The organism is Amycolatopsis alba DSM 44262, from assembly GCF_000384215.1.
In the GTDB taxonomy this organism is placed as follows: domain Bacteria; phylum Actinomycetota; class Actinomycetes; order Mycobacteriales; family Pseudonocardiaceae; genus Amycolatopsis; species Amycolatopsis alba.
This window is the reverse complement of sequence record NZ_KB913032.1, coordinates 9,180,954-9,203,710: the sequence shown is the minus strand read 5'-3', so window position 1 is coordinate 9,203,710 and position 22,757 is coordinate 9,180,954. Positions and strand designations below refer to the sequence as shown.

Annotated in this window: 17 protein-coding genes; 6 read left to right on the top strand and 11 right to left on the bottom strand. The window is 69.4% G+C overall.

Going from position 1 to position 22,757, the window contains the following annotated elements:
- Window positions 1-25 precede the first annotated feature (25 nt).
- The 3 genes from AMYAL_RS0142320 to AMYAL_RS0142310 are packed head-to-tail and all read right to left on the bottom strand — an operon-like array spanning window position 26 to window position 4,591.
- Entirely contained in the window at window positions 26-1,579 is a 1,554-nt protein-coding gene (locus tag AMYAL_RS0142320; RefSeq protein WP_020637374.1) for a GMC family oxidoreductase, read from the bottom strand.
- A complete protein-coding gene (locus AMYAL_RS0142315; RefSeq protein WP_020637373.1) occupies window positions 1,576-3,087 on the bottom strand; it encodes an APC family permease in 1,512 nt (503 codons plus the stop codon). Before AMYAL_RS0142315 ends, AMYAL_RS0142320 begins: the two co-directional genes overlap by 4 nt.
- A gap of 16 nt (window positions 3,088-3,103) precedes the next feature.
- The gene (locus tag AMYAL_RS0142310) at window positions 3,104-4,591 is read right to left on the bottom strand and encodes an aldehyde dehydrogenase family protein (protein ID WP_020637372.1); all 1,488 of its coding nucleotides are present in this window, start codon (window positions 4,589-4,591) and stop codon (window positions 3,104-3,106) included.
- 216 nt (window positions 4,592-4,807) lie between these two features.
- Here AMYAL_RS0142310 and dxs point away from each other — a divergent pair, with 216 nt between their 5' ends.
- Window positions 4,808-6,712 carry a 1-deoxy-D-xylulose-5-phosphate synthase gene (gene dxs, locus AMYAL_RS0142305; protein WP_020637371.1) on the top strand — a complete coding sequence of 635 codons (1,905 nt, stop codon included), beginning with the start codon at window positions 4,808-4,810 and terminating at the stop codon, window positions 6,710-6,712.
- Window positions 6,713-7,188: 476 nt separating this feature from the next.
- Here the strand turns inward: dxs and AMYAL_RS0142300 are convergent, their stop codons facing one another.
- Window positions 7,189-7,827 (bottom strand): DJ-1/PfpI family protein, encoded by a 639-nt coding sequence (locus tag AMYAL_RS0142300; RefSeq protein ID WP_020637370.1) that lies wholly within the window; start codon window positions 7,825-7,827, stop codon window positions 7,189-7,191.
- Between the two features lie 78 nt (window positions 7,828-7,905).
- Window positions 7,906-8,433 (bottom strand): TetR family transcriptional regulator, encoded by a 528-nt coding sequence (locus AMYAL_RS0142295; RefSeq protein WP_020637369.1) that lies wholly within the window; start codon window positions 8,431-8,433, stop codon window positions 7,906-7,908.
- 91 nt (window positions 8,434-8,524) lie between these two features.
- Here AMYAL_RS0142295 and AMYAL_RS0142290 point away from each other — a divergent pair, with 91 nt between their 5' ends.
- Window positions 8,525-9,340 carry an oxidoreductase gene (locus AMYAL_RS0142290; protein WP_020637368.1) on the top strand — a complete coding sequence of 272 codons (816 nt, stop codon included), beginning with the start codon at window positions 8,525-8,527 and terminating at the stop codon, window positions 9,338-9,340.
- Here the strand turns inward: AMYAL_RS0142290 and AMYAL_RS0142285 are convergent.
- The 5 genes from AMYAL_RS0142285 to AMYAL_RS0142265 are packed head-to-tail and all read right to left on the bottom strand — an operon-like array spanning window position 9,337 to window position 16,271.
- The gene (locus AMYAL_RS0142285) at window positions 9,337-10,764 is read right to left on the bottom strand and encodes a purine-cytosine permease family protein (protein WP_020637367.1); all 1,428 of its coding nucleotides are present in this window, start codon (window positions 10,762-10,764) and stop codon (window positions 9,337-9,339) included. The genes AMYAL_RS0142290 and AMYAL_RS0142285 overlap by 4 nt on opposite strands.
- A 21-nt stretch (window positions 10,765-10,785) precedes the next feature.
- Window positions 10,786-12,192, bottom strand: coding sequence for an aminobutyraldehyde dehydrogenase (locus AMYAL_RS0142280; protein ID WP_020637366.1), 1,407 nt, complete (start codon window positions 12,190-12,192; stop codon window positions 10,786-10,788).
- Window positions 12,189-13,844 carry a thiamine pyrophosphate-binding protein gene (locus AMYAL_RS0142275; RefSeq protein ID WP_020637365.1) on the bottom strand — a complete coding sequence of 552 codons (1,656 nt, stop codon included), beginning with the start codon at window positions 13,842-13,844 and terminating at the stop codon, window positions 12,189-12,191. The genes AMYAL_RS0142280 and AMYAL_RS0142275 overlap by 4 nt, the downstream gene beginning before the upstream one ends.
- Window positions 13,841-14,794, bottom strand: coding sequence for an agmatinase (gene speB / locus AMYAL_RS0142270; protein ID WP_020637364.1), 954 nt, complete (start codon window positions 14,792-14,794; stop codon window positions 13,841-13,843). Before speB ends, AMYAL_RS0142275 begins: the two co-directional genes overlap by 4 nt.
- 25 nt (window positions 14,795-14,819) lie before the next feature.
- Complete coding sequence (locus tag AMYAL_RS0142265; RefSeq protein ID WP_020637363.1) at window positions 14,820-16,271, bottom strand: sodium:solute symporter family protein; 1,452 nt, start codon at window positions 16,269-16,271, stop codon at window positions 14,820-14,822.
- Between the two features lie 111 nt (window positions 16,272-16,382).
- Here AMYAL_RS0142265 and AMYAL_RS0142260 point away from each other — a divergent pair, with 111 nt between their 5' ends.
- From AMYAL_RS0142260 to AMYAL_RS0142245, 4 genes are all read left to right on the top strand, one after another.
- Window positions 16,383-17,864 carry a PucR family transcriptional regulator gene (locus tag AMYAL_RS0142260; protein ID WP_020637362.1) on the top strand — a complete coding sequence of 494 codons (1,482 nt, stop codon included), beginning with the start codon at window positions 16,383-16,385 and terminating at the stop codon, window positions 17,862-17,864.
- Between the two features lie 350 nt (window positions 17,865-18,214).
- On the top strand, window positions 18,215-18,892 hold the full coding sequence (locus AMYAL_RS0142255; RefSeq protein ID WP_007033550.1) for a response regulator transcription factor: 678 nt from the start codon (window positions 18,215-18,217) through the stop codon (window positions 18,890-18,892).
- Window positions 18,889-20,016 (top strand): sensor histidine kinase, encoded by a 1,128-nt coding sequence (locus AMYAL_RS0142250; RefSeq protein WP_020637361.1) that lies wholly within the window; start codon window positions 18,889-18,891, stop codon window positions 20,014-20,016. The genes AMYAL_RS0142255 and AMYAL_RS0142250 overlap by 4 nt, the downstream gene beginning before the upstream one ends.
- A 14-nt stretch (window positions 20,017-20,030) precedes the next feature.
- The gene (locus AMYAL_RS0142245; protein ID WP_020637360.1) at window positions 20,031-20,855 is read left to right on the top strand and encodes an aldo/keto reductase; all 825 of its coding nucleotides are present in this window, start codon (window positions 20,031-20,033) and stop codon (window positions 20,853-20,855) included.
- A 268-nt stretch (window positions 20,856-21,123) separates the two neighbouring features.
- Here the strand turns inward: AMYAL_RS0142245 and AMYAL_RS0142240 are convergent, their stop codons facing one another.
- Window positions 21,124-22,731, bottom strand: a complete 1,608-nt coding sequence (locus AMYAL_RS0142240; protein WP_026467906.1) for a CehA/McbA family metallohydrolase domain-containing protein — start codon at window positions 22,729-22,731, stop codon at window positions 21,124-21,126.
- Between the last annotated feature and the right edge of the window lie 26 nt (window positions 22,732-22,757).

Below are 22,757 nucleotides of genomic sequence, written 5' to 3'. Positions count from 1 at the left end.
AAGCCAGGGGGCCTTCAGGACGAAGCTAAGCGCGCGCGTCCTCCTTCAGCATGTCCGCGCACTTCTCGCCGATCGCCATCGTCGTGATGCACGGGTTCACCGCGACCAGGAACGGCATCGCCGAACCGTCGGCGACCCGCAGGCCTTCGACGCCGCGTACCCGCAGCCGGGAGTCCAGCACGGCCAGCGGATCGTCGTCGCCGCCCATTTTCGCGGTGCACGAGGGGTGATAGACCGTGTTGTGCGTCTTGCGCAGGTAGTCCGCGATCTCGTCGTCGGTCTTGACGTCCCGGCCGGGCGCCAGTTCCGTGCCCGCCCATTCGTCCAGCGCGGGCTGTTCGGCGATCTTGCGGGCCAGTTTGATGCCGTGGGTCATCACGCGCATGTCGTGCTCGTCGCTGAAGTAGCGCGGATCCACCTTCGGTTTGTCCCGGTAGTCACGGCTGCGCAGCCGCACGGTGCCGGTGGACCGCGACCGCGTGACGTTCGGCGTCAGGCAGAAGCCGTTCTCCGTCGTCGGGTAGCCGTGCCGCAGGGTGTTCATGTCGAACGGCACGGAACCGTAGTGGAACATCAGGTCCGGCCGGTCGAGGCCGTCCTCCGTGGTGGTGAAGATGCCGATTTCCCACCATTGCGTGGATTCGGTGGTCATCGGCTGCAGCGCGTCCCACTGGATGACGCCTTCCGGGTGATCCTGCAGGTTCTCGCCGACGCCGGGGGAGTCCACCAGGACGTCCACGCCGACCTCGCGCAGCTGCGCTGCCGGGCCGATTCCGGACAGCATCAGGAGTTTCGGCGTGTCGATCGCGCCCGAGGACAGGATGACCTCGCGACGCGTGCGCAACTGGACCCCGTGGATCAGGTCGTCGGCGAGGTATTCCGCGCCGGTGCAGCGTTTGCCGTCGAACAGCAGCCGCTTGACCCTCGCGCCGGTGATGATCTCCAGGTTCGGCCGCTTGCCGATGATCGGGTGCAGATAGGACACCGACGCCGACGAGCGCGTGCCGTCCTCGCGCGCGTTGATCTGAAACCAGTTCGCGCCGTGCGTCACGGTCTTGCCGGAGTTGAACTCCGTCCGCGGGATACCCGCCTGCTCGCACGCCTGCAGCAGCGCGACGCCGGTCGGGTCGTTCGGCGGCACCGAGCGGATGGTCACCGGACCCGAGCGGCCGTGGTGGTCGCCGGGGCCGTCGTTGGTCTCAAGACGTTTGTACAGCGGGAAGATGTCCTGGGCCGACCAGCCGGGCAAGCCGAGCGACGACCATTCGTCGAGGTCTTCCGCGGGCGCCCAGAACGCGATGCACGAGTTGTGCGACGAGCAGCCGCCGAGCACCCGCGCGCGGGCGTGACGCAGGAAGGAGTTGCCGGATTCCTGCGGTTCGACCAGGTAGTCCCAGTCGTAGCCGGATTCCAGCAGGCCCATCCATTTGGTCAGTTCCAGCACCGCCGGATCGTCCACATCGGACGGCCCGGCTTCCAGGAGGGCCACGGTGACGTCCGGGTCTTCCGAGAGTCTCGCCGCGACCACCGAACCCGCCGTCCCGCCGCCGACGACGATGTAGTCGAACTCTCCGGTCACTGTGCTGCCTCCTCGGGATGTGCTTCCGCGGCGTGATCGGCCAGGACGCCGCTCTTGTGCCGCAGGACGAACCAGTAATACGCGAAACCGACGACCGCCACCGCGCCGACGAACAGCACGGCCCCCCATTCGAGGTACCAGTGATACGGCTCGGTGGCGTTGTAGACCTCGCGCCGCGGCCACGCCAGGTTCACCACGATCGCGCCACCCCACAGCACGCCGACGATGTTGACCGGAAGCCCCAGTTTGCCGAGGGAGAAGTACTTGGCGCCCTCGACCTTCGGCGGCGGCCACTGCCCGCGGAGACGCTTGATGAGCATCGGGATGGTGACCAGCAGGTACGCCAGGTAGATCATGATGATGCCGATGCTGGTGATCACCGTGAAGATCTGCGGCTGGCCGACGTTGACCACCAGGATCAGCACCGCGATGATCCCGGACACGATCGCGGGGACCACCGGCGTCTTCGTCTTCGGCGAGACCCGCGCCAGATGCTTGCCCGCGGGCAGGTTGTTGTCGCGGCCCATCGCGAACATCATCCGGATCGAGGCCGACTGCACGGCCAGGTTGCATACGGTGATCGCGATGACCACGGCCAGCAGGAAGATCGTGCCGACGGTGCTGCCGAGCACGTCGAGGACGATGAACTGCAGGCCGCCGGTGGAGATCTGCGGGTCGTTGATGTCGCCGACGGCCATCAGCGCCAGCAGCAGGATGAGCCCGCCGATGACGAACGACGCGATCAGCGCGCGCAGGATCGCCTTGGGCGCGTTCTTGCGCGGGTCGTGGCTCTCCTCGCCGAGCGAGCTGGCGGTGTCGAAGCCGTACATGACGTAGGTCGACGCGAGCGAGGCGACCAGGAACGCCCCGAAGTAGCCCCAGGGCTGGTCGGCGCCGGTGTTGTTGGTCTGCATCACGACGTCGGGGCCGCGCGTGATGTTCACCGCGAGCGCCACGATCAGCAGGACCGCGGCGACCAGTTCGATGAACACCCCGGCGCTGTTGATCCGCGCCATCAGCTTCACGCCCCAGGCGTTCACCAGCGTGGTGAACAGGATCAGGGCGGTGCCGAGGATGACCGCGTTCACCGCGCTGTCGCCGGAGAAGGAGAAGAACGACGAGATCTGGGGGAGCGTGATCTGATACGCCAGCGCCACGGCCGCGATGCTGACGATCGACGCGGTGAGCATCATCCAGCCCGCCAGCCACGCCACGTGCGGGCTGCCGAGCCGTTTCGACCAGTTGTAGATCGAACCGGCGACGGGGTAGTGCGCGGCCAGTTCGGCGAAGGACAGCGCGACCATCAGCTGGCCGACGAACACCATCGGCCACGACCACCAGTAGGCGGGCCCGCCGAAGCTGAAGCCGAAGTAGAACAGCTGGAAGGTGCCGGTCAGGATCGAGATGTAGCTGATCCCGGCGGCGAAGGTGTGGAAGTTGCCGAGTGTTCTTTCGAGTTCCTGTTTGTAGCCGAAACCGGCCAGGCCGTCATCGGAAGGAGTGCTCATCGGCAGTTTCCCGTCTTTAGTCGGATGCTGCGGGCTCCCCGGAGAACCAGCGCTGTGGTGCGGGCCGAAGGTTCTGATAGATGTGCTTCGCCTCGACGTATTCGGCGAGTCCGGTCGGGCCGAGCTCACGCCCGAAGCCGGACTGCTTGTAGCCGCCCCATTCCGCCTGCGGCAGATACGGGTGGAAGTCGTTGATCCAGATCGTGCCGTGCCGCAGCCGGTTCGCGACCCGCTGCGCGCGGGAGGCGTCCGACGTGAACACCGCGCCCGCGAGGCCGTAGTGCGTGTCGTTGGCGATGCGGACGGCGTCGTCCTCGTCGGTGAAGGTCTCGACGGTGAGCACCGGGCCGAACGATTCGTCGACGACGGCGCTGCTGCCCTGCTTCACGTTGTCGAGGATGGTCGGCAGGTAGTAGTGCCCCTTGGCGAGTCCGCCATCGTCCGGGCGTTTGCCGCCGGTGCGCAGGACGGCGCCCTCTTCCAGGGCCCTCGCGACGTAACGTTCGATCTTTTCCAGATGGGCCGCCGAGATCAACGGACCGGTTTCAGCCTTCGGGTCGAAAGGTCCACCCAGTCGGATCAATTCGGCGCGCCGGACGAGTTCGTCGACGAACTTCCCGTGCCACTTCTCCTGGACGATCAGGCGTGCGCCCGCCGAACAGACCTGCCCGGAGTGCAGGAACACCGCGGTCAGCGCGTAGTCGACGGCGGTGTCGAAGTCCGAGTCGGCGAAGACGACGTTCGGGTTCTTGCCGCCCAGTTCCAGCGCGACCTTCTTGATCGTGGCGGCGGCGGAGGCGGCGATGACCTTCCCGGTCACGAGGCCGCCGGTGAAGGAGACGAGGTCGACGTCCGGATGCTCGGACAGCGGCGCCCCGGCCTGCGCGCCGGCGCCGAGCACCAGGTTCGCGACCCCGGCGGGGAGCCCGGCCTCGGTCAGCAGCTTCATCAGCATGATCGAGGTGTGCGGGGTCAGTTCGCTGGGCTTGAGGACGAAGGTGTTGCCCGCCGCGAGCGCGGGGGCGACCTTCCAGATGGTCTGCAGCAGCGGGTAGTTCCACGGCGTGATCAGCCCGCAGACGCCGACCGGCTCGTGCACGATGCGGCTGAACGCGTCCGGGTTACCGGTGTCGACCACGCGGCCCGCGTCGTTCGCGGCGAGTTTGCCGAAGTAGCGCAGGCACGCGGCGATGTCGGCCATGTCGTACTCGCTCTCGACCAGCCGTTTCCCGGTGTCGAGCGACTCGGCACGCGCGAAGGCCGCGGCGTCACGATCGAGCAGGTCGGCGGCCTTCAGCAGCAGGTCACCGCGTTCGGGAGCGGGCGTGGCGGGCCACGGACCGGTGTCGAACGCCTTCCTCGCGGCGGCGATGGCCGCTTCGGTGTCTTCACGGGTGCCTTCGGCGACCTCCGCGACCAACGACCCGTCCGCGGGGCAGCGGATCTCCCGGCGACCACCGCCGACCGCGTCGACCCATTCGCCACCGATGAAAAAGTCCGCCATCAAGCCCTCCGAACCGGCTCCTGCTCAACCGTCGATCAGCGATTATCGCGGGCACCCGACGTGACCGCTACTTGGCAAAAGAGACCATGTTCACACCGTCGGGTGTGGTGTGGTGATTTTCTGACATGTGACCCGTGACGCGGGGGACGGAAGACTCTCAGCCGCCCTCCGTAGACTGGCCGGAACGGCGGAAGAGGAACCAGGCGAGGTGGGAGAGTGACGTTGCTCGAGTCCGTGCACGGGCCGGCCGACTTGAAGCGGATGGACCAGGGACAGCTCGGCGAGCTGGCCGCGGAGATCCGGGACTTCCTCGTCGAAAAGGTGCGGCTCGCCGGTGGTCACCTCGGCCCGAACCTCGGGGTGGTCGAGCTGACGATGGCGCTGCACCGGGTCTTCGACTCGCCGAGCGACGCCATCGTGTGGGACGTCGGCCACCAGGCGTACGTGCACAAGATCGTCACCGGCCGTCATGACGGCTTCGACAAGCTGCGCCAGCTCGGCGGCCTCACCGGCTACCCGGCGCGCGGCGAGAGCGAGCACGACCTCGTCGAGAACAGCCATGCGTCGACCGCGCTGTCCTATGTGGACGGTCTGGCGAAGGCGTTCGAACTCGGCGGTGGCGGCAGGCACGCGATCGCGGTCGTCGGCGACGGCGCGCTGACCGGCGGCATGTGCTGGGAGGCGCTCAACAACATCGCCGCGAACCCGCGCCGCCCGGTCGTCATCGTCATCAACGACAACGGCCGCTCGTACTCGCCGACCATCGGCGGCGTCGCGGACCACCTCGCGTCGCTGCGGCTCAAGCCGGGCTACGAGCGCGTTCTGGACCGCGGCAAGGAAATGCTGCGGCACACGCCCATCGTCGGCAAGCCGATCTACGCGGCGCTGCACGCGGCGAAGGCCGGGCTCAAGGACGCGCTGAGCCCGCAGATGATGTTCTCCGACCTCGGCCTGAAGTACCTCGGCCCGGTCGACGGGCACGACCTCGTGGCGCTGGAGAAGGCGTTCCAGAGCGCCCGCGACTTCGGCGGCGCGGTCATCGTGCACGTGGTCACCGAGAAGGGGCACGGTTACGAGCCCGCGGTGACGAATCAGGCCGACCAGATGCACCAGACCGATCCGATCGACCCGGAAACCGGCCTGCCGCCGGTCAAGGGCCCGAGCTGGACCGGGGTGTTCGCCGACGAACTGGTCAAGATCGGCGCGGACCGCGAGGACGTCGTCGCGATCACCGCCGCCATGCTGCGTTCGACAGGGCTGCACAAGTTCGCCGAGGCGTATCCCGATCGCTGGTACGACGTCGGTATCGCCGAACAGCACGCGGTGACCTCGGCCGCCGGTCTCGCGATGGGCGGGAAGCACCCCGTCGTCGCCGTCTACTCGACGTTCCTGAACCGGGCTTTCGATCAGCTCCTGATGGACGTCGCGCTGCACCGTCAGCCGGTGACGCTGGTACTGGACCGCGCCGGGATCACCGGACCGGACGGGCCGAGTCACCACGGCATGTGGGACCTGTCGCTGCTGGGCATGGTGCCGGGCATGCGGGTCGCCGCGCCGCGCGACGCGGGCACACTGCGCGAGGAACTGCGGGAGGCTGTCGCGGTGGAGGACGGGCCGACGGCGCTGCGGTTCTCCAAGGGCGGTGTCATCGACTCCGTGCCCGCCGTGGAACGCGTCGGCGTGGTGGACGTGCTGCGCAAGCCGACCGGTGACGCCGACGTCCTGCTCGTCGCGGTGGGCGCGTTCGCGATGCTCGGGCTCGCCGCCGCGGACCGGCTGGCCGACCAGGGCATCGGCGTGACCGTGGTGGACCCGCGCTGGGTCGTCCCGGCGCCCGCCGAACTGGTCGCGCTGGCCGAGCAGCACAAGCTCGTCGTGACCGTCGAGGACAGCGGGCGGCACGGTGGTTTCGGCTCCGCGCTGTCGGCGTTGTTCCGCGACGCCGAATGCGACGTCCCGCTGCGGGATCTCGCGGTGCCGCAGGTGTTCCACGACCACGGTTCGCGCGAAGAGGTGCTGGCCCGGATCGGGCTGACCGCGCAGGACGTGGCGCGGCGGGTGACCGAGTGGTCGGCGAAGCTGTCCAGCGGGACGCCGGCGCCGGAGGACACGCGCCGCTGATTCTGGTCGCGGTTGGCCACGCGTCCGCCGCGTGTCGTCCCCTGCCGTCACGTGAGTCCGCAGCCGTGGTGTCCCGAAAGCCACTTTCGGGACGCCTGGTGTCCCGAAAGTGGCTTTCGCGACACCACGGCCCAGCCTCACTCAGCACGAGGGGTCAGCCGGGTGGGGCTGTGAGCGAACCAGAGTGCACGGTGTCTTGAAGGCCCCCTTTGAGACGTTGAGCGTCCTCAAGGGGGCCTTCAAGACACCGGGACCACTTTCGTTGCCCGAGACCGTGATGACCTGTCGGAGGCGATGCGACACGCGGCTTACGCGACCATCAGGGCGGCAATCTGCCGCCATGGGGATTTCGCAGCGGCAGATCGCTCGGGCAAACCGCATGAGCCAAGCTACGGTGAGCCGAATTCTTGCTCGGCAAGCCCAGGCGGGCGAGCCCGGCTAGCTGACAAGTGCGATGAAAAGTCCTTCAGCACCCGCTAGGCGCGCCAGACGGTGCCGCGCCGCTCGTACTCCAGCACGACTTCGGCCCGCTGAGCCGCCTTCGCGCCCAGGAAGCGCTCCACGAGCCAGAGCGAAACCTCCAGCCCCGCGGTGATCCCGCCGCCGGTGATCAGGTCGCCGTCGTCGACGACACGCGCGTCGATCACCTTCGCGCCCTGCGCGGCCAGATCCGCCTTCGCGCCGTTGTGCGTCGTCGCGTTGCGGCCCTTCGTGAGGCCCGCCGCGGACAGCACCATCGTCCCGGTGCAGATCCCGACCGGCAGCGCCCGCGACGCGGCGAGACGGCGCAGGAAACCCTTGTCCGCGTTGAGCCGGTGCACACCGGGGCCGTTCCGATCGGTGTAGCCGCCGCCCGGCACCACCAGGACGTCGCAGGGCGACCAGGCTCGCGGGACTTCGACGGTCGTGCCGTAGGTGCAGCGCACCGGACCCGGCCGTACGGCCACGAGCGAAGAGACCACGGCGCCGCCGGTGAGTTTCCCGGCCAGCCCGAGTACTTCGACGGGCGCGACGAAGTCCTGTTCTTCCACGCCGTCGTACATCAGGATCTGCACCCGCAACGGGGTGGCGGCGGACGCGGCGGGCGCGGTGACGCCCGCCAGACCGGCGGACAAGGCTGAAGCACGCAGAAAAGTTCGACGCTGCAAGACGACCTCCCAGGTGATGTACCCAGTGGTCGCGCGAAAAGGCCCTCAGGTTCCCGTGAGCCGGGCGACCGAGCGGACGACGAGGTCACGGGTCGCGGCGGGGGAGGAGAATCCCAGGATCGACAGGTGCACGACGAGGCTCAGCAGTTCCTCGGCGTCGAAGTGGTCCGGCACGGAACCCGAACGCTGCGCGGCCTGGATCGCGGCGACCTTGTCCGCGTGCGCCCGCACCTCGGCCTCCGGGGCGGCGTCGAAGCCGTTCTCCAGCCGCAGCCAGCCCATGAGGCGGAGGACTTCGGGGTGTTCGAGGTACCGGTCGAACAGCCGCCCCGCGTAGCCGGGCAGGTCGTCGGGGGTGATCGGGACCGCCTTGATCGCCGCGTCGACCTGCTCCTGCACGACCGTCTCGAATAGGTACTCCTTGCTGCAGAAATAGGCGTAGATCAGCGCCTTGTTGGCGCCGGCGTTCTTCGCGATGCGGTCCACCCGCGCGCCCGCGATGCCGTACGTCGCGAACTCGGTCGTCGCCGCGTTCAGCAGCTTCCGCTTGGTCGCTTCCTTGTCCCTGACCATGTGACCCAGTCTAACTAACTGGTTGGTTGACAGCCAGTCCGGGCGCGTGGCACGCTGAGTTGGCAACCAACCAGTTAGTTAGGAGCGGGACATGAAGGTCGCACTGGTCACGGGCGCTTCCGCGGGAATCGGCGAAGCCACGGCCCTCGCGCTGCGGGACGCGGGCTACACGGTCTACGGCGCCGCGAGGCGCGTCGAGCGGATGGCGGGGCTCGCCGAACGCGGGGTCAAAGTCCTCGAGATGGACGTCACCGACGACGCGTCGATGGTCGCGGGCATCGAGCGGATCATCGAGGAGTCCGGCCGCATCGACGTCCTGGTCAACAATGCGGGTTATGGCTCGTATGGCGCCTTCGAGGACGTGCCGCTCTCGGAGGGGAAGTACCAGTTCGAGGTCAACCTGTTCGGTCTCGCGCGGCTCGTCCAGCTGACCACGCCGCACATGCGAGCCCAGGGCTCCGGCAAGATCGTGAACGTCTCGTCGATCGGCGGCAAGATCTACGAACCGCTCGGCGGCTGGTACCACTCGACCAAGTTCGCGGTCGAGGGCCTGAGCGACTCACTGCGGCTGGAACTCAAGCCGTTCGGCATCGACGTCGTGGTGATCGAGCCCGGCGCCATCAAGACCGAGTGGGGCGGCATTGCCGTCGAGAACCTGCTCAAGACCTCGGGCGACACTGCTTACGCGTCGCAGGCGAAGGCGCTGGCGAAGCTCTTCGGGCAGGCCGCGCGCGGCTCCCATCCGAAGGTGATCGCGGACGTCGTCCTGAAGGCTGTCCGGGCCCGGCGCCCGAAGACCCGCTACGCCGCGGGTCTCGGGGCGAAGCCGATCCTGTTCGTGCGCCGGGTGCTCCCGGACCGCGCCTTCGACGCGTTGTTCCTCGGGGCGCTGCGCCGCTTCGCCTAGACCGCGACGGGTTCCGCGTACGCGTAAACCTCTTGTGGCTCGGGGAAGAGCTTGACCAGCACCGGGTACGCGATCGCCGCCGTGCACAGCGTCACCACCATGCTGATGTCGACGCCGCCCGCGATGTCCTTGAACGGCCCAGCGATCATCGGGGTGTTGGCGGTCAGCAGGCCCAGCGTCGTCGCCGGGATCCACGCCGCCATCGCGCGCCAGTTCACGCCGCGGGTGAACCAGTAGCGCCCGCCCTTGCGGCCCTGGTTGAACACCTGGAGGTCGTCCGGGTCGTAGAACCCGCGCCGCAGCACGAACCCGATCATCATGATCACCATCCACGGCGAAGTGCACAGCACGATCAGCGTGGCGAAGGCGTTGATGCTGGAGACCATGTCCAGCACGAAGTTGCCGACGAAGATGAACACCACACTGAGCGAGCCGATCAGCAGCGTCGCCTGGACCCGGCTCAGCTTCACGAAGATCGAACTGAAGTCCAGCCCGGTCCCGTAGAGCGACGTCGTGCCCGTCGACAGCCCGCCGATCAGCGCGACCACGATCAGCGGGATCGCGTACCAGAGTGGGGAGATCGCGGTCAGGCCGGTGATGTAGTCGGCCGGATCCGCGACCAGGGTCGCGGTGGCGATGCCGAACCCGAACGGCAGCAACGTCGCCACCTGCGCCAGGAACGGCGCCGCCAGCAGGGAACGGCGGCTGTGGCGCGCGGGGATGTAGCGCGTCCAGTCGCCGAGGAAGGCGCCGAACGAGATCGGGTTCGCCATCGTGGTGAGCGCGGCGAGGATCCAGGTCGGCCAGAAGTCGCCGAGCGCGTAGGTGCCGGTGCCGGCGAAACCGGGGTCGAACGTGCCGCCGTAGGCGATGATCCCGAGCAGCATGATCGCCGTGCCCAGCACCACGGCGACCCGGTTCACCAGCAGCATGAACCGGTAGCCGTAGATGCACACCACCAGCGTCGCGATCGCGATGACGCCGTACGCGACACCGCGGAGCACTTCGCCGCCGTCGAAACCGAAAAGCCGTTGTGCCGCACCGGCGACGGCGTCGCCGCTCACCCAGACCGAGATGGCGAAGAAGGTGATCGCCGTCAGCAGGGAGAGGAAGGAGCCGACACAGCGGCCGACGACGCCGAAGTGCGCGCCGGAGGAGACCGCGTTGTTGGTCCGGGTGAGCGGGCCGAACAGCGACATCGGCGAGAGCACCAGCGCGCCGACGACCACGCCCGCGACCGTCGCCGCCACGGCCGCCCGGAAGCTCAGGCCGAAGGCGATCGGGAGGGTCCCGAGGATGATGGTGGCGAAGGTGTTCGCGCCGCCGAACGCCATGCGGAACAGGTCGCGCGGACGCGAAGTCTGTTCCTCGGGCGGGATCGGCGCGATGCCGTGCTGCTCGACTTCGGTGACCTTGTCACCCATGGGGACCTCCGGCTAAAAGCTTCAGGCGAAGCGGGTCATGACGTGCTTGACGCGGGTGTACTCGGCGAAGGAGTAGGACGAGAGGTCCTTCCCGTGGCCCGAGTGCCCGAAGCCGCCATGGGGCATTTCCGAGACCAGCGGCCCGTGGGTGTTGACCCAGACGCAGCCGAAGTCGAGTTCGCCCGAAACGCGGGTCGCGCGTGACAGGTCGTGGGTCCAGATCGACGACGCCAGCCCGTACGGGACGCCGTTGGCCAGGCGCACCGCCTCGTCCTCGTCCACAAAGGACTGGACGGTGACGACCGGGCCGAAGACCTCCTCCTGCACGATCTCGTCGTCCTGCTTCAGGCCCGAGATGACGGTGGGGGAGAAGAAGAACCCGCGGTCGCCGGCGGGGGTGCCGCCGGTCTCCACGCGGGCGTGCGACGGCAGCCGTTCGACGAGCCCGCGGACCCGGCCGAACTGTGCCTCGCTGTTGAGCGGGCCGAAGTCCGCGCCGGGCTTCTGCGCGGCGGCGGCCTTGGTCAGCTCCGTGACGAACTCGTCGTGGATCGCCGCGTCCACCAGCACCCGGCTGCCCGCGGTGCAGTCCTGCCCGGCGTTGTAGAACGCCGCGCCGACGATGCCCTCGGCCGCCTCGGCGAGGTTCACGTCGCCGAACACCAGCAGTGGCGCGTTCCCGCCGAGCTCCAGATGCGTGCGCTTGAGGTCGGCCGCCGCGACGGTGGCGACGTCGATGCCGGCGCGGGTCGACCCGGTGATCGACACCAGTTCGGTGATCGGGTGTTTCACCAGCGCGCGGCCGGTGTCGCGGTCGCCGCACAGCACGTTGAAAGCGCCCTGCGGCAGGAATTCCGCCGCGACCTTCGCCAGCAGGATGGCCGTCGACGGCGTGGTCTCCGCGGGCTTCAGCACGACGGTGTTGCCCGCCGCCAGCGCCGGGGCGATCTTCCAGACCCCCATCATCAGCGGGTAGTTCCACGGCGCGATCTGCGCGCAGACGCCGACCGGTTCACGGCGGATCGCCGACGTGTGTCCCTCCAGGTACTCGCCGGACGCGGTGCCTTCGAGCTGCCGCGCCGCGCCCGCGAAGAACCGCAGCGCGCTGACACACTCCGGGATCTCCTCCTCCAGCACGACGGCCCGGATCTTGCCGGTCTCGCGGATTTCGGCTTCGGCGAACTCGTCCGCGCGCGCCTCCACGGCGTCGGCGATCTTCAGCAGCGCGAGCTGACGCTGGGCCGGAGTGCTCTTGCGCCATACCTTGAACGCGCGTTCGGCGGCCTCCAGTGCGGCGTCCACATCGGACTGCTCGGACAGCACGCTGGTGCCGAAGACCTCGCCGGTGGCGGGATCCACCAGATCGAGGGTTCCCGAGCCCGCCGCCGAAACCTCGGCGCCGTCGACGAAATTCAGGACCTGAGTCATTTCTTCTCCAGGTGGGTCGGCTCGAACATCTTGAGCAGAGCAGGAAGGACGACCACCGACGGGCCGGGCGTGCCCAGCGCGTCGGCCAGGTCCTTCCCGACGGTGTCCAAAGAGGACACGGTGGCACTGACGCCGAAAGACTTGGCCAGCGCGGCGAAATCGGGCCGTGCGAGCTCGGTGGCGGTGGACTGGCCGAAGGCGCCGGTCAGGTACTCGCGCAGGATGCCGTAACCGCCGTCGTCGATCACGAGCCACGTGACGTCCAGCCCGTGCTGGACCGCCGTGGCCAGTTCCGCGACGCCGTACATCGCGCCGCCGTCGCCGGACACCGCGAGCGTCGGGCCGCCGGTCGCCGCGGCGCCGCCGAGCGCGCCGGGCAGGCCGTAGCCGAGCCCGCCCGCGCCCTGCGCGGTGTGGATCGGCGCGCCATCGGGGTTCCACGCCGACCAGGCCCAGTAGGCCGCGATCGTCATGTCCCAGAACGTCTGTGTGCCTTCGGGCACCGCCGCGCGGATGTCGTCGATGAGCTTGCGCTCGACTTCGAGGGGCTGGCTGTCAAGGCGTTCGCGCACCTTGGCCAGCAGATCCGCCACGGCTGCTTCGGCCACGCCGTCGGCCTGGCGGAACGGCACCTGCTCCAGAAGCGCCTGCAGGGCGAGCCGGACGTCGGCGTGGATGCCCAGCGCCGGGTAGTTCGACTCCAGCTTCCCGAGATCGGCCTCGACCTGGATCAGCCTGCCGCGCGGGGCGAATTCGCGGTAGTTGCTGGACAGCTCGCCGAGCCCGGAACCCAGCACCAGCAGCACATCCGCGTCCGACAGGAACTCGGTGCTGTGCCAGTCTTCGAGCCAGGACTGCCCGGACAGTTCGTGGTCCCAGCCGAAGACGCCCTTGCCGCCGAACGTCGACAGCACCGGCGCGCGCAAGGCCTCCGCGAGCGCCTTCAGCTCGGCCCGCGCGCCCGAGCGCAGGGCGCCGCCACCGGCGAGGATCACCGGCTTCTTCGCCGCGCCAAGGAGATTCGCGGCTTCGGTGACGAGTTCCGGCAACGGCGCGAGCGGCGCGGGCTGCGCCGTAACCGAGGTGATTCGCGGCAGCTCGGTCCGCGCCAGCAGGATGTCCTGCGGGATCTCGACCCAGACCGGGCCGTACGGCGCTGTCGCCGCCGATTCCCACGCCTCGCGCAGCGCCGTCGGGATCTGGCTGACGGTGCGCACCACGTGCACCGACTTCACCACATCGCGGAAACTGGCCTGCTGATCGGGCAGTTCGTGCAGGTACCCGTGCCGTCCGCCGCCGAGCCCGGCGACCGGGATCTGGCTGGAGATCCCGAGCACCGGGACCGACGCCGCACGGGATTCCTGCAACGAAGCCAAAGTCAGCAGCGCGCCGGGACCGGTCGACACGATCATCGGTGTCACCGGGACCGGGCCCTCGGGGTCCGCCGCGAGCCGGGCACGGGCGTGCCCGTCGGCCGCGAACGCCAGGTTGTTCTCCACCCGCGAGCTGATGACGCGCAGGTCGTCCGTGCGCCGCAGCGCTTCGAACAGGCCGAGCGCGTGCTGGCCCGGCAGGCCGAACACGGTGTCCGCGCCGAGCGCGTGGAGGGTTTCGACGACTACGTCGCCGCCTATCCGTTCAGTGCTGGTCATGCGCCCTTCCCCAAACTGAGCAGGCTCACCAGGTCGTAGGCGACGTGGGAAGCCGCGATGGCGGTGATCTCGGCATGATCGTAAGCCGGGGCCAGTTCGACGACATCCGCTCCGATGAGGTTGCAGTCGCGCAGCCCACGCAGGATCTCCAGCAGTTCGCGGCTGGTCATCCCGCCCGCTTCGGGGGTGCCGGTGCCCGGCGCGTGGGCCGGGTCGAGCACGTCGATGTCGACCGAGATGTAGAGCGGGCGGCCGCCGATGCGCTGGCGCAGCGCGTCGACGGTCTCGGCGACCCCGCGGCGCATGACGTCGCCGGAGGTGACGATGCCGAATCCGAGGCGGCGGTCCTCTTCCAGATCCCGCTTGCCGTACAGCGGGCCGCGCGTGCCGACGTGGGACAGCGCTTCGGTGTCGAGGAGGCCTTCCTCGGACGCCCGCCGGAACGGGGTGCCGTGCGTGTACGGCTCGCCGAAGTAGGTGTCCCAGGTGTCGAGGTGCGCGTCGAAATGCAGCAGTGCCACCGGTCCGTGCTTCTTCGCCGCCGCCCGCAGCAGCGGCAGCGCGATCGTGTGGTCGCCGCCGACGGTCACCAGCCGCGTCCCGCCCGCGGTCAGCGCCTCGGCCTCGTCCTGCAGGGTCTCGATCGCCTCGCCGATGTTGAACGGGTTGAGCGCGATGTCGCCGGCGTCGACCACCTGCGTTTCGGCGAACGGCGAAACGTCGAGTTCCGGGTGATACGGGCGAAGGAGACGGCTGGCCTCACGGAGCGCGGCGGGGCCGAACCGCGCGCCGGGGCGGTAGGACACCCCGGCGTCGAACGGCACCCCGACGACGGCGACGTCGGCGCGCTCGACCTGATCGAGCCGCGGCAGCCTCGCGAAGGTCGCGAAACCGGCGAACCGGGGCACCCTCGAAGAGTCGACGGGTCCGATCGGGCTTTGCTCAGCCACGGTATCTCCTTGGTGTGAAGGGGTTTCAGGACTGCGAAGAAGCGAGTTTCGCCTCTTCTTCTTCGGCGGCCGCGCTGCCGTTCAGGCGGCGGGTCCACACGGTGAGGATTTCGTCCGAGGTGCGCGGGGTGAGGAAGCTGACCACCAGGTACACCGCCAGGCTCGAGCCGAGGCCCCAGTAGATCGGGCTGTTGGCCTCGACGCCGTCGACGAACATGAACGTGATGACCACGACGGTACCGACGACCATCGACGCGAGCGCGCCCTGACGGGTGCCGCGCTTCCAGGCCAGCCCGCCGATGATCGCGACCAGCAGGCCGCCGACGAGGATGTCGTAGGCGATGGTCAGCGCGTTGACGACGTCGTCCACGACCATGGCGATGCCGATCGCGACCAGGCCGAGGATCAGGGTGGTGACGCGGTTCCTCGCGACCTCGTTGACGGCCTTCTTGAGGCCCAGCTTGGAAAGCAGGTCCGAGGTGCTGACCGTGGAGCAGGCGATGAGCGCACCGCTCGCGGTCGACATCATCGCCGACAGCGCCGCCGCGAGCACCAGGCCGCGGATCCCGGCGGGCAGCTGCTCCTCGACGATGGTCGCGAACGCGTCCTGCGCGCTGGCGAGATTCGGGTACAGCGCCTTGGCCGCGGTGCCGATCAGCGCGCCGGCGAGGCCGTAGACCAGGCAGTAGACGCCGGAGATCACGCCGCCGCCGGTCGCGATGCCCGGCGTGCGCGCGGTGAACACGCGCTGCCAGATGTCCTGGCCGATCAGCAGCCCGAAGCTGTAGATGAGGAAGTAGGTGAAGATCGTGTCGCCGCCGATGGCGGTCAGCTCGAAGTAGCTCTCGTCGAGCCGCGCGGCCATCCCGTCGAAACCACCGGCCGACACGATCGAGACCGGCAGCAGGATCAGCAGGATGCCGATGGTCTTGATGACGAACTGGACGATGTCGGTCAGCGTGATCGACCACATGCCGCCGAGCACCGAGTAGAGCACCACGATCGACCCGCCGATGGCGATACCCGCCCAGCTCGGGACGTTGAAGAGGACCTTGAAGATGGTGGCGAACGCCAGCGTCGAGGTGACGGTCAGCATCAGCGTGTAGCCCCACATGACGACGCCGGAGATGGCGCTGGTGGAGCCGCCGTAGCGCAGGTCGAGCATCTCGCCGACGGTGTAGACGCGCAGTTTCACCAGCCGCCGCGCGAACAGCGTGTGCAGGACCAGGATGCCGACGCCGATCGCGATCACGAGCCAGGCGCCGGAGATGCCGTAGGTGTAGCCGAGCTTCACCCCGCCGACCGTCGAAGCGCCGCCGAGGACGACCGCGGACATCGTGCCCGAGTACATGAACCAGCCGAGGCGACGGCCCGCGACCAGGTAGTCGGATTTGGTCTTGGCGAGCCGCAGACCGAACCAGCCGACCCCGAGCATGCCCGCTATGTAGAGCGCGATCACCGCGTAATCACCGGCCACGGTGTCCTCCTTGCTTCGGCGCTGTTCGCGTTGTTCGGGTCACCGTAGGTTCGTTCGCACCTTGAACGACATGGGATGATCCAGCCAAAGTCTCGCTTGAATGAGGATGGAATGACCCAAACCCGCGATCCGCTCGACTCGGAAGTGAATGTCCCGTTACGGGCCGTGGTCGGCAACCCGGAACTGGCACTCGACCCGGTCGTGGAGTCCCTGCGGCCGGGCGCGCTCGACGCGCCGGTCCGCTGGGCGCACGTCAGTGAGCTGCGGGATCCCGCGCCGTACTTGCTCGGGGCGGAACTGCTGCTCACCGCCGGGGTGAACCTGCCCGTCGAGCCGTCCGAGATCGATCGGTACGTCCGGCGGCTGGCCGACAGCGGGATCTCCGCGCTGGGGTTCGGGCTCACCCCCGGCACTCACGAGACGCTGCCGCCGCCGCTGCGGGAGGCGTGCGTCCGGCACGGGCTCCCGCTGCTGATCGTCCGGCCGCGGACGCCGTTCCTGGCGATCAGCCGGGCGGTGTCGGTCGCGCTCGCGGAGGCCGGGCAGCGGGAACAGCGGCGGATCGCGGTCGCGCGCGAGGCGCTGACCAGGGCCGCCGGTGACGGGCTCGGCGAACTGGCGAGCGCGCTGGCCGGACGGCTGCGGGCGTGGGTGGCGCTGGTCGGTGTCGGCGACGTCCTCGCCGCCGACCACGGCGCGCCGTCACCGCTGCCCGCCGAGGTCCGGGAACTGGTCACCACGCTGCGGGCAGGCCGGGGGATCCGCAGCGCGACGACGGAACTGGCCGACGGCACGCACGTCGTCGCGCAACCGGTGTACCCGCAGGCGACGGCGTCGCATCTGGTCGTGGTCGGCCGCGTCGCGCGGTTCGACGGCGCGGACCGCGCGATCCTTTCGGTCGGGGCGGCGCTGCTCGGGCTGGCGGGCCGCGCGGGTTCGGACGCGGCGGGACTGGGCGCCACCGCCACGGCGTTGCTGCTGGGGGAGACCGGCGCGGTCGGCGGGGAGGAACGCCGTCTGGTCGCCGGGATCGCCTACCGGCGCGGCCCGAGCGAGGCCGCCGCGCGCTACGACTGGCTGCGCGCCCGGCTCGACACCCCGCTCGTGCGGCTGCTGCCCGGACCGCGGTTCACCGCGATCGTCCGCGAGGCTCCGGAGATCGGCGACCTCGACCGGCTCCGCGCCGACGGCTGGCTCGCGGTCGTCGGCTCACCCGTGCCACCCGATCGGCTGCCCGAGGCGGCGGGCGAAGTCGAGTTGCTGCTGGCGCGGGCCGGCGCGCTGGGACGGCCGGTGGTGGCGGAAGGCTCTTCAGGGCTGGACGCGCTGATCGCACCGGACGCGGCGGCCGGGTTCGCCGCCCAGGAGCTGGCGCCGCTGCGCGAACTCGACCGGAAGGGTGACCGGGAACTGGTCGAGACGCTGCGGATCTGGCTCGCGCACCACGGCGGCTGGGACCGGACGGCCGCCGAACTGGGCGTGCACCGCAACAGTGTCCGGCACCGGATCGGGCAGATCGAACGAGCGCTGGGGGTGGAGCTGGCGGATCCGGAGATCCGGATGCGGCTGTGGTTCGCGTTGCGCTGGTCGTGAGTGGCGAGTGGCGTTCTAACGGACCGGTATTTGGTTACCTGCTGGGTCCGTCACGTCGTCTGCCGCTGGACGTGACGGGACGGCCTTGATCAGTCCGGCACGGGTTGTGAAAGCCACTTTCGCAACCTTCAACGTTGCGAAAGTGGCTTTCACAACACGAGCACCCCGACCCTGCGGTCCCGGCGGTATCGAGCGTCGCGAAAGCCACTTTCGGGACACTCGACGTCCTGAAAGTGGCTTTCGCGACACGGCGCAGTGCGTCCCCTGAATGCCTCGGCCACTCACGACCAGCTGTACCGACGCGATACTCCGATCAGGTCACTCTCAGGAAGGTGTGGCAACGTAGTGTCGTGCGGATTCTGGTAGTCGAAGACGAAGAACCCCTCGCCGACGCGATCGCACGCGGCCTGCGGCGCGAGGGGATGGCGGTGGACATCGCGCTCACCGGTGACGACGGGCACGAGAAAGCCGCCGTCACCCGGTACGACGTGGTGCTGCTCGACCGCGACCTGCCCGGTATGTCCGGTGACGACCTGTGCCGCGAAATCGTCGCGTCCGGCGAACTGACCCGCGTGCTGATGCTCACCGCGAGCAGTTCCGTTTCGGACCGCGTCGACGGGCTTTCCCTCGGCGCCGACGACTATCTCGCCAAGCCGTTCGCCTTCCCCGAACTCGTCGCGCGGGTGCGCGCACTGGGCCGTCGCGCGACCCCGGCCGCGCCGCCGCTGCTGACTTCGGGCGACGTCGAGCTGGACCCGGCGAGGCGGACCGTCCGTCGCGCGAGCGGTCCCGTCGAGCTGACCCGCAAGGAGTTCGGCGTGCTGGAGGTGCTGCTGTCGGCCGCAGGTTCGGTGGTCAGCAGCGAGGAATTGCTCGAACGCGTGTGGGACGAGAACGCCGACCCGTTCACCACCACCGTCCGGGTCACCGTGATGACGCTGCGGAAGAAGCTCGGCGAGCCGGGGATCATCGAAACCGTCGTCGGCTCCGGTTACCGGGTGCCGGAGCAGGGGACCGCGCGCGGGTGAACCTGACCGGTGCCCGCAGCCTGCGCGCGCGGGTCACGTTGCTCGCGACCGGGCTGGTGGCGCTGGTCAGCGTCCTGTTGCTCTGGCTGACCTGGAACCTCGTCGGGGACGCCGTTTCCGCCGTTCCGCAGCTGCCGCCCGGCACCACGGTGCGGGTCGACGGTGTCGACGTCGACGCCTCCGCCGTCACCGAGCATCTGCGGGTGTACGCCAGGAACCGGGTGCTGTTGTTCGGCGCGGTCGCGTTCTGTTTCGTCGTGCTGGCGGCGGGGATCCTCGCGTGGACGTTCACCGCGCGGGTCCTGCAGCCGCTGCGCGAGATCACCGGGACCGCCCGGCGCCTGTCGATCGAATCGATGGGGGAGCGGATCGGCGAGGTCCGCACCAAGGACGAACTCGCCGAACTGGCCGAGACCTTCGACGACATGCTGGACAGGCTGCAGGCCGCGTTCGACGCGCAACGGCATTTCGTCGCGAACGCCAGCCACGAACTGCGGACGCCGCTCGCGGTCATCCGCACCGAACTCGACGTCACCCTTGCCGACGAGCAGGCCGACGAAGCCGAACTGCGGCGGATGGCGGCCGTGGTCCGTGACGCGACCGAACGGGCCGAGCGGCTGGTCGGTTCGCTGCTGCTGCTCGCGCGCACGGACGGCGCGGGCCTGGTGGCCAGGGAACCCGTCGATCTCGCGGTGATCGTCGCGAGCGCGTGGCGCGCGGTGCGGACGGAAGCGGAGAAACGCGGCCTCCGTGTCGAATTCGCGACCGCGGGGGCGCCGACGTTCGGCGATCCCGCGCTGCTGGAGCGGATCGCGGGCAACCTGCTGGAGAACGCCGTGCGGCACAACGTCGACGGCGGCTGGCTGGACGTCGTCACCCAGGCCGGTCCACAGTGGTCGGTGCTGCGGGTGCGGTCGTCCGGCGGGCTGCTCGACCCGGCGGCCGTCCCCGAACTGTTCGAACCGTTCCGCCGCGCAGGGGTGGCCAGGACCGCCCGCACCGGCGCCGGGCTGGGACTCTCGATCGTGCGGGCCGCCGTCCAGGCCCACAGTGGCACGGTGTCGGCGGAACCCGTTGTGGGCGGCGGCCTTTCGGTGACCGTGCACCTCCCCGCGCTGCCCTGAGTTACGGTGCAAGGATGGTGACCGATATTCGGCTGAACAACGGAACGTCTCTGCCCCAGCTCGGGTTCGGGGTGTACAAGATCGGCGATGACGAGGTCGTCGGCGCGGTCCGCACCGCCATCGAGGCGGGTTATCGCGCCATCGACACGGCGACCCTCTACGCCAACGAACGCGGCGTCGGCGAGGCCGTCCGCACCAGCGGGCTGCCGCGTGAGGACCTGTTCGTCACCACGAAACTGTGGAACACCGAACACGGCTACGACTCGGCGTTGCGCGCCTTCGACACCAGCATGGGCGAACTCGGCCTCGAGTACGTCGACCTGTACCTCATCCACTGGCCGCTGCCGTCGCAGGACAAGTACGTGAAAACGTGGCGGGCACTGGAAAAGATCGCCTCAGACGGCCGCGCGAAGGCCATCGGTGTCTCGAACTTCCAGATCCCGCACCTGGAACGGCTGATCGAGGAGACCGGGACCGTCCCCGCCGTGAACCAGATCGAATGCCACCCGTGGCTGCAACAGCCGCTGCTGCGGGAGTTCCACGACAAGCACGGGATCGTCACCGAGGCGTGGGGTCCGCTGGCACGCGGCGGGGACCTGCTCGCCGACGAGAAGATCCGCACGATCGCGGAGAAGCACGGCAAGACCCCGGCGCAGGTCGTGCTGCGCTGGCATATCGAGATGAACCACCTGGTGATCCCGAAGTCCGTCACGCCGGAGCGGATCAAGGCGAACATGGACGTCTTCGACTTCGCCCTCGACGCGCACGACGGCGCCGCGATCGCGACGCTGGAGCAGGGGAAGCGACTGGGCCCGGACCCGGACACTCTCGGCTCGTAAGCCGTGTCGTCCATCCAGTCACGCGTGACGTCCGTCTGATCACGCGCGACGTCCGATCAGTCACGCGAAACCACCCGGCTCGGTCCAGATGGCCGTGAGCGGCGATGCCGGCCGGCAGCCGGCCGAAGGCGCGACTCGCGTGATCAGAGACGGAACGCGCGTGTTCGCCGCCTTGCCGGAACAGGCCGTCTTGTCCTGGCCCAGGTGACCGGGTTCGTGAGTGGCTAGGACGGTTAGAACCGGCCTAGCCACTCACGAGGCCCGAGGGTTACCGCACGTCCACGAAGATCGGGTTCCCGTACAGCCACAGGTCTTCGAACGGGTTCGACTGCCCGATCACGTCGGCGCTCGGCTCGATCCCGCCCGCCACGTGCTTCTTGCCGTCCGTCCCGCGCGTCCGCACGTAGAACGGCTCGCGCACGTTGCGGAAGGTGTGCCGGAAGGCGACCCGCCGCCCCGGCGTCCACCGCGGTTCGAAGGACCGCACCACGCGCGTGCCAGGGGCGGTCTGCGTGTCACGGTCGGCGGCCGGGCCGGTCACCGGTCCCGAAACGAGGTCGAGCCGCGCGAGCCGCGGGATCGTGCCGCCGCCGTTGGGGCGGGCCGCCAGCTTCGCCGAGACGACGACCGTGACGTCGTCGCCGCGCCGGACCCGGAGCCTGCCGCCCATCGTGGCCGAGCTCCAGCCGCTGTACGCGCCGAACTCCAGCTCCTGCGCGAGCCCGCCGTGCACCACCCAGACACGTCCCGCACGCAGGCCTTCCAGCACGCCTTCGTGGCTCCGGCGGGTCACGCCGACAACGGTCCGGCTGAACTCCGCGGGTGCGAAGTCCGCGTACGGGGGCAGAGTCTGCGGGACGCCGGTGTCGATCGGGTCCGGGTACGCGCCGTGCTCGTCGTAGTAGCCGTCGGGGACACCGGGCCGGACGAAGGTGGAGCCACGGTTGTAGTGCGAGTCGGAGTTGCTGGTGATCCACCACGGCTTTCCTTCGGCCAGCAGCGAATCCCACAGGCCGCCGACGGTCGCGGTGCTCCAGTCGAACCCGCCGTAGGTGCGGTAGGCCGGCTCCGGGAAGCCCGGCCACGAGTTCGAACCGGGGGAGTTGCCGTAGCCGCCGCGCGCGCCACCGCCGCTCCCGAGCGGCTTGGGGAAGCCGTCGGCCTGCGCTCCCGGCGCGCCTTCCATGCCGATGACGATGCCGGGCGCGGCGTCGCGCAGCGCGCGGATCTCGTGCGGGGCGACCCGGCCGTTGCGCAGCGGATGATTGATCACCACCACCGGCGCGTGGATCCGGCGGGCCCGCTCTTCGGCGGCCAGCCAGCGGATCGCCTTGACGGCCAGCGCCTCGTTGTCCGGGGTGCCCGGTTCGGTCCCGGTCAGCCGCCAGTCGAAGGCGCGCTCGAACTCACGCAGTTTCGCGGCCTGGTCCGCGCCCGCCTGGAAGAACAGCGTCGCGTGCTCGGCACCCGGCACGTTCCACTCCATGCCTTGCCACAGCAGGAGATCGGGGTGCTCGCGCTGCGCGGCCCTGATCGCGGCGTTCGTGCGCTCCACCGACGACTTCTCGTGCGACGCGTGGCCGTGGTCGGTGATCACCGCCCACTCCGCCCCGTGCCGCCGGGCGCCGTCGGCGATTCCGTCCACTGTGTACATCGCGTCGTAGGAGTACTGCGTGTGGATGTGGTGATCGCCCACCAGCCACCGGTAGCGGTCCCGGCCGAAGAGCCAGGAGAGGTCGATGCCGAGGTCGAGGTTCAGATCGAGGGCTTCCGCCGGGGCGGTGGCGGCGAGCGGCGCACCGGCAGCCGCCGCGGACACGAGGCCCGCGCGTTTGAGGAATCCGCGGCGGTCCACGCCCGGTTTTTCGCTGTTCACCGGCGGCACGCTAAAGAGCCTCGCTG

Excerpts from the sequence above, each read along its gene's own strand:
- AMYAL_RS0142295 (WP_020637369.1), bottom strand. The coding sequence starts at position 8,433 with ATGGTCAGGGACAAGGAAGCGACCAAGCGGAAGCTGCTGAACGCGGCG.
- AMYAL_RS0142275 (WP_020637365.1), bottom strand. The coding sequence starts at position 13,844 with ATGACCAGCACTGAACGGATAGGCGGCGACGTAGTCGTCGAAACCCTC.
- AMYAL_RS0142290 (WP_020637368.1), top strand. The coding sequence starts at position 8,525 with ATGAAGGTCGCACTGGTCACGGGCGCTTCCGCGGGAATCGGCGAAGCC.
- AMYAL_RS0142310 (WP_020637372.1), bottom strand. The coding sequence starts at position 4,591 with ATGGCGGACTTTTTCATCGGTGGCGAATGGGTCGACGCGGTCGGCGGT.
- AMYAL_RS0142280 (WP_020637366.1), bottom strand. The coding sequence starts at position 12,192 with ATGACTCAGGTCCTGAATTTCGTCGACGGCGCCGAGGTTTCGGCGGCG.
- AMYAL_RS0142285 (WP_020637367.1), bottom strand. The coding sequence starts at position 10,764 with ATGGGTGACAAGGTCACCGAAGTCGAGCAGCACGGCATCGCGCCGATC.
- AMYAL_RS0142245 (WP_020637360.1), top strand. The coding sequence starts at position 20,031 with ATGGTGACCGATATTCGGCTGAACAACGGAACGTCTCTGCCCCAGCTC.
- AMYAL_RS0142315 (WP_020637373.1), bottom strand. The coding sequence starts at position 3,087 with ATGAGCACTCCTTCCGATGACGGCCTGGCCGGTTTCGGCTACAAACAG.
- AMYAL_RS0142260 (WP_020637362.1), top strand. The coding sequence starts at position 16,383 with ATGACCCAAACCCGCGATCCGCTCGACTCGGAAGTGAATGTCCCGTTA.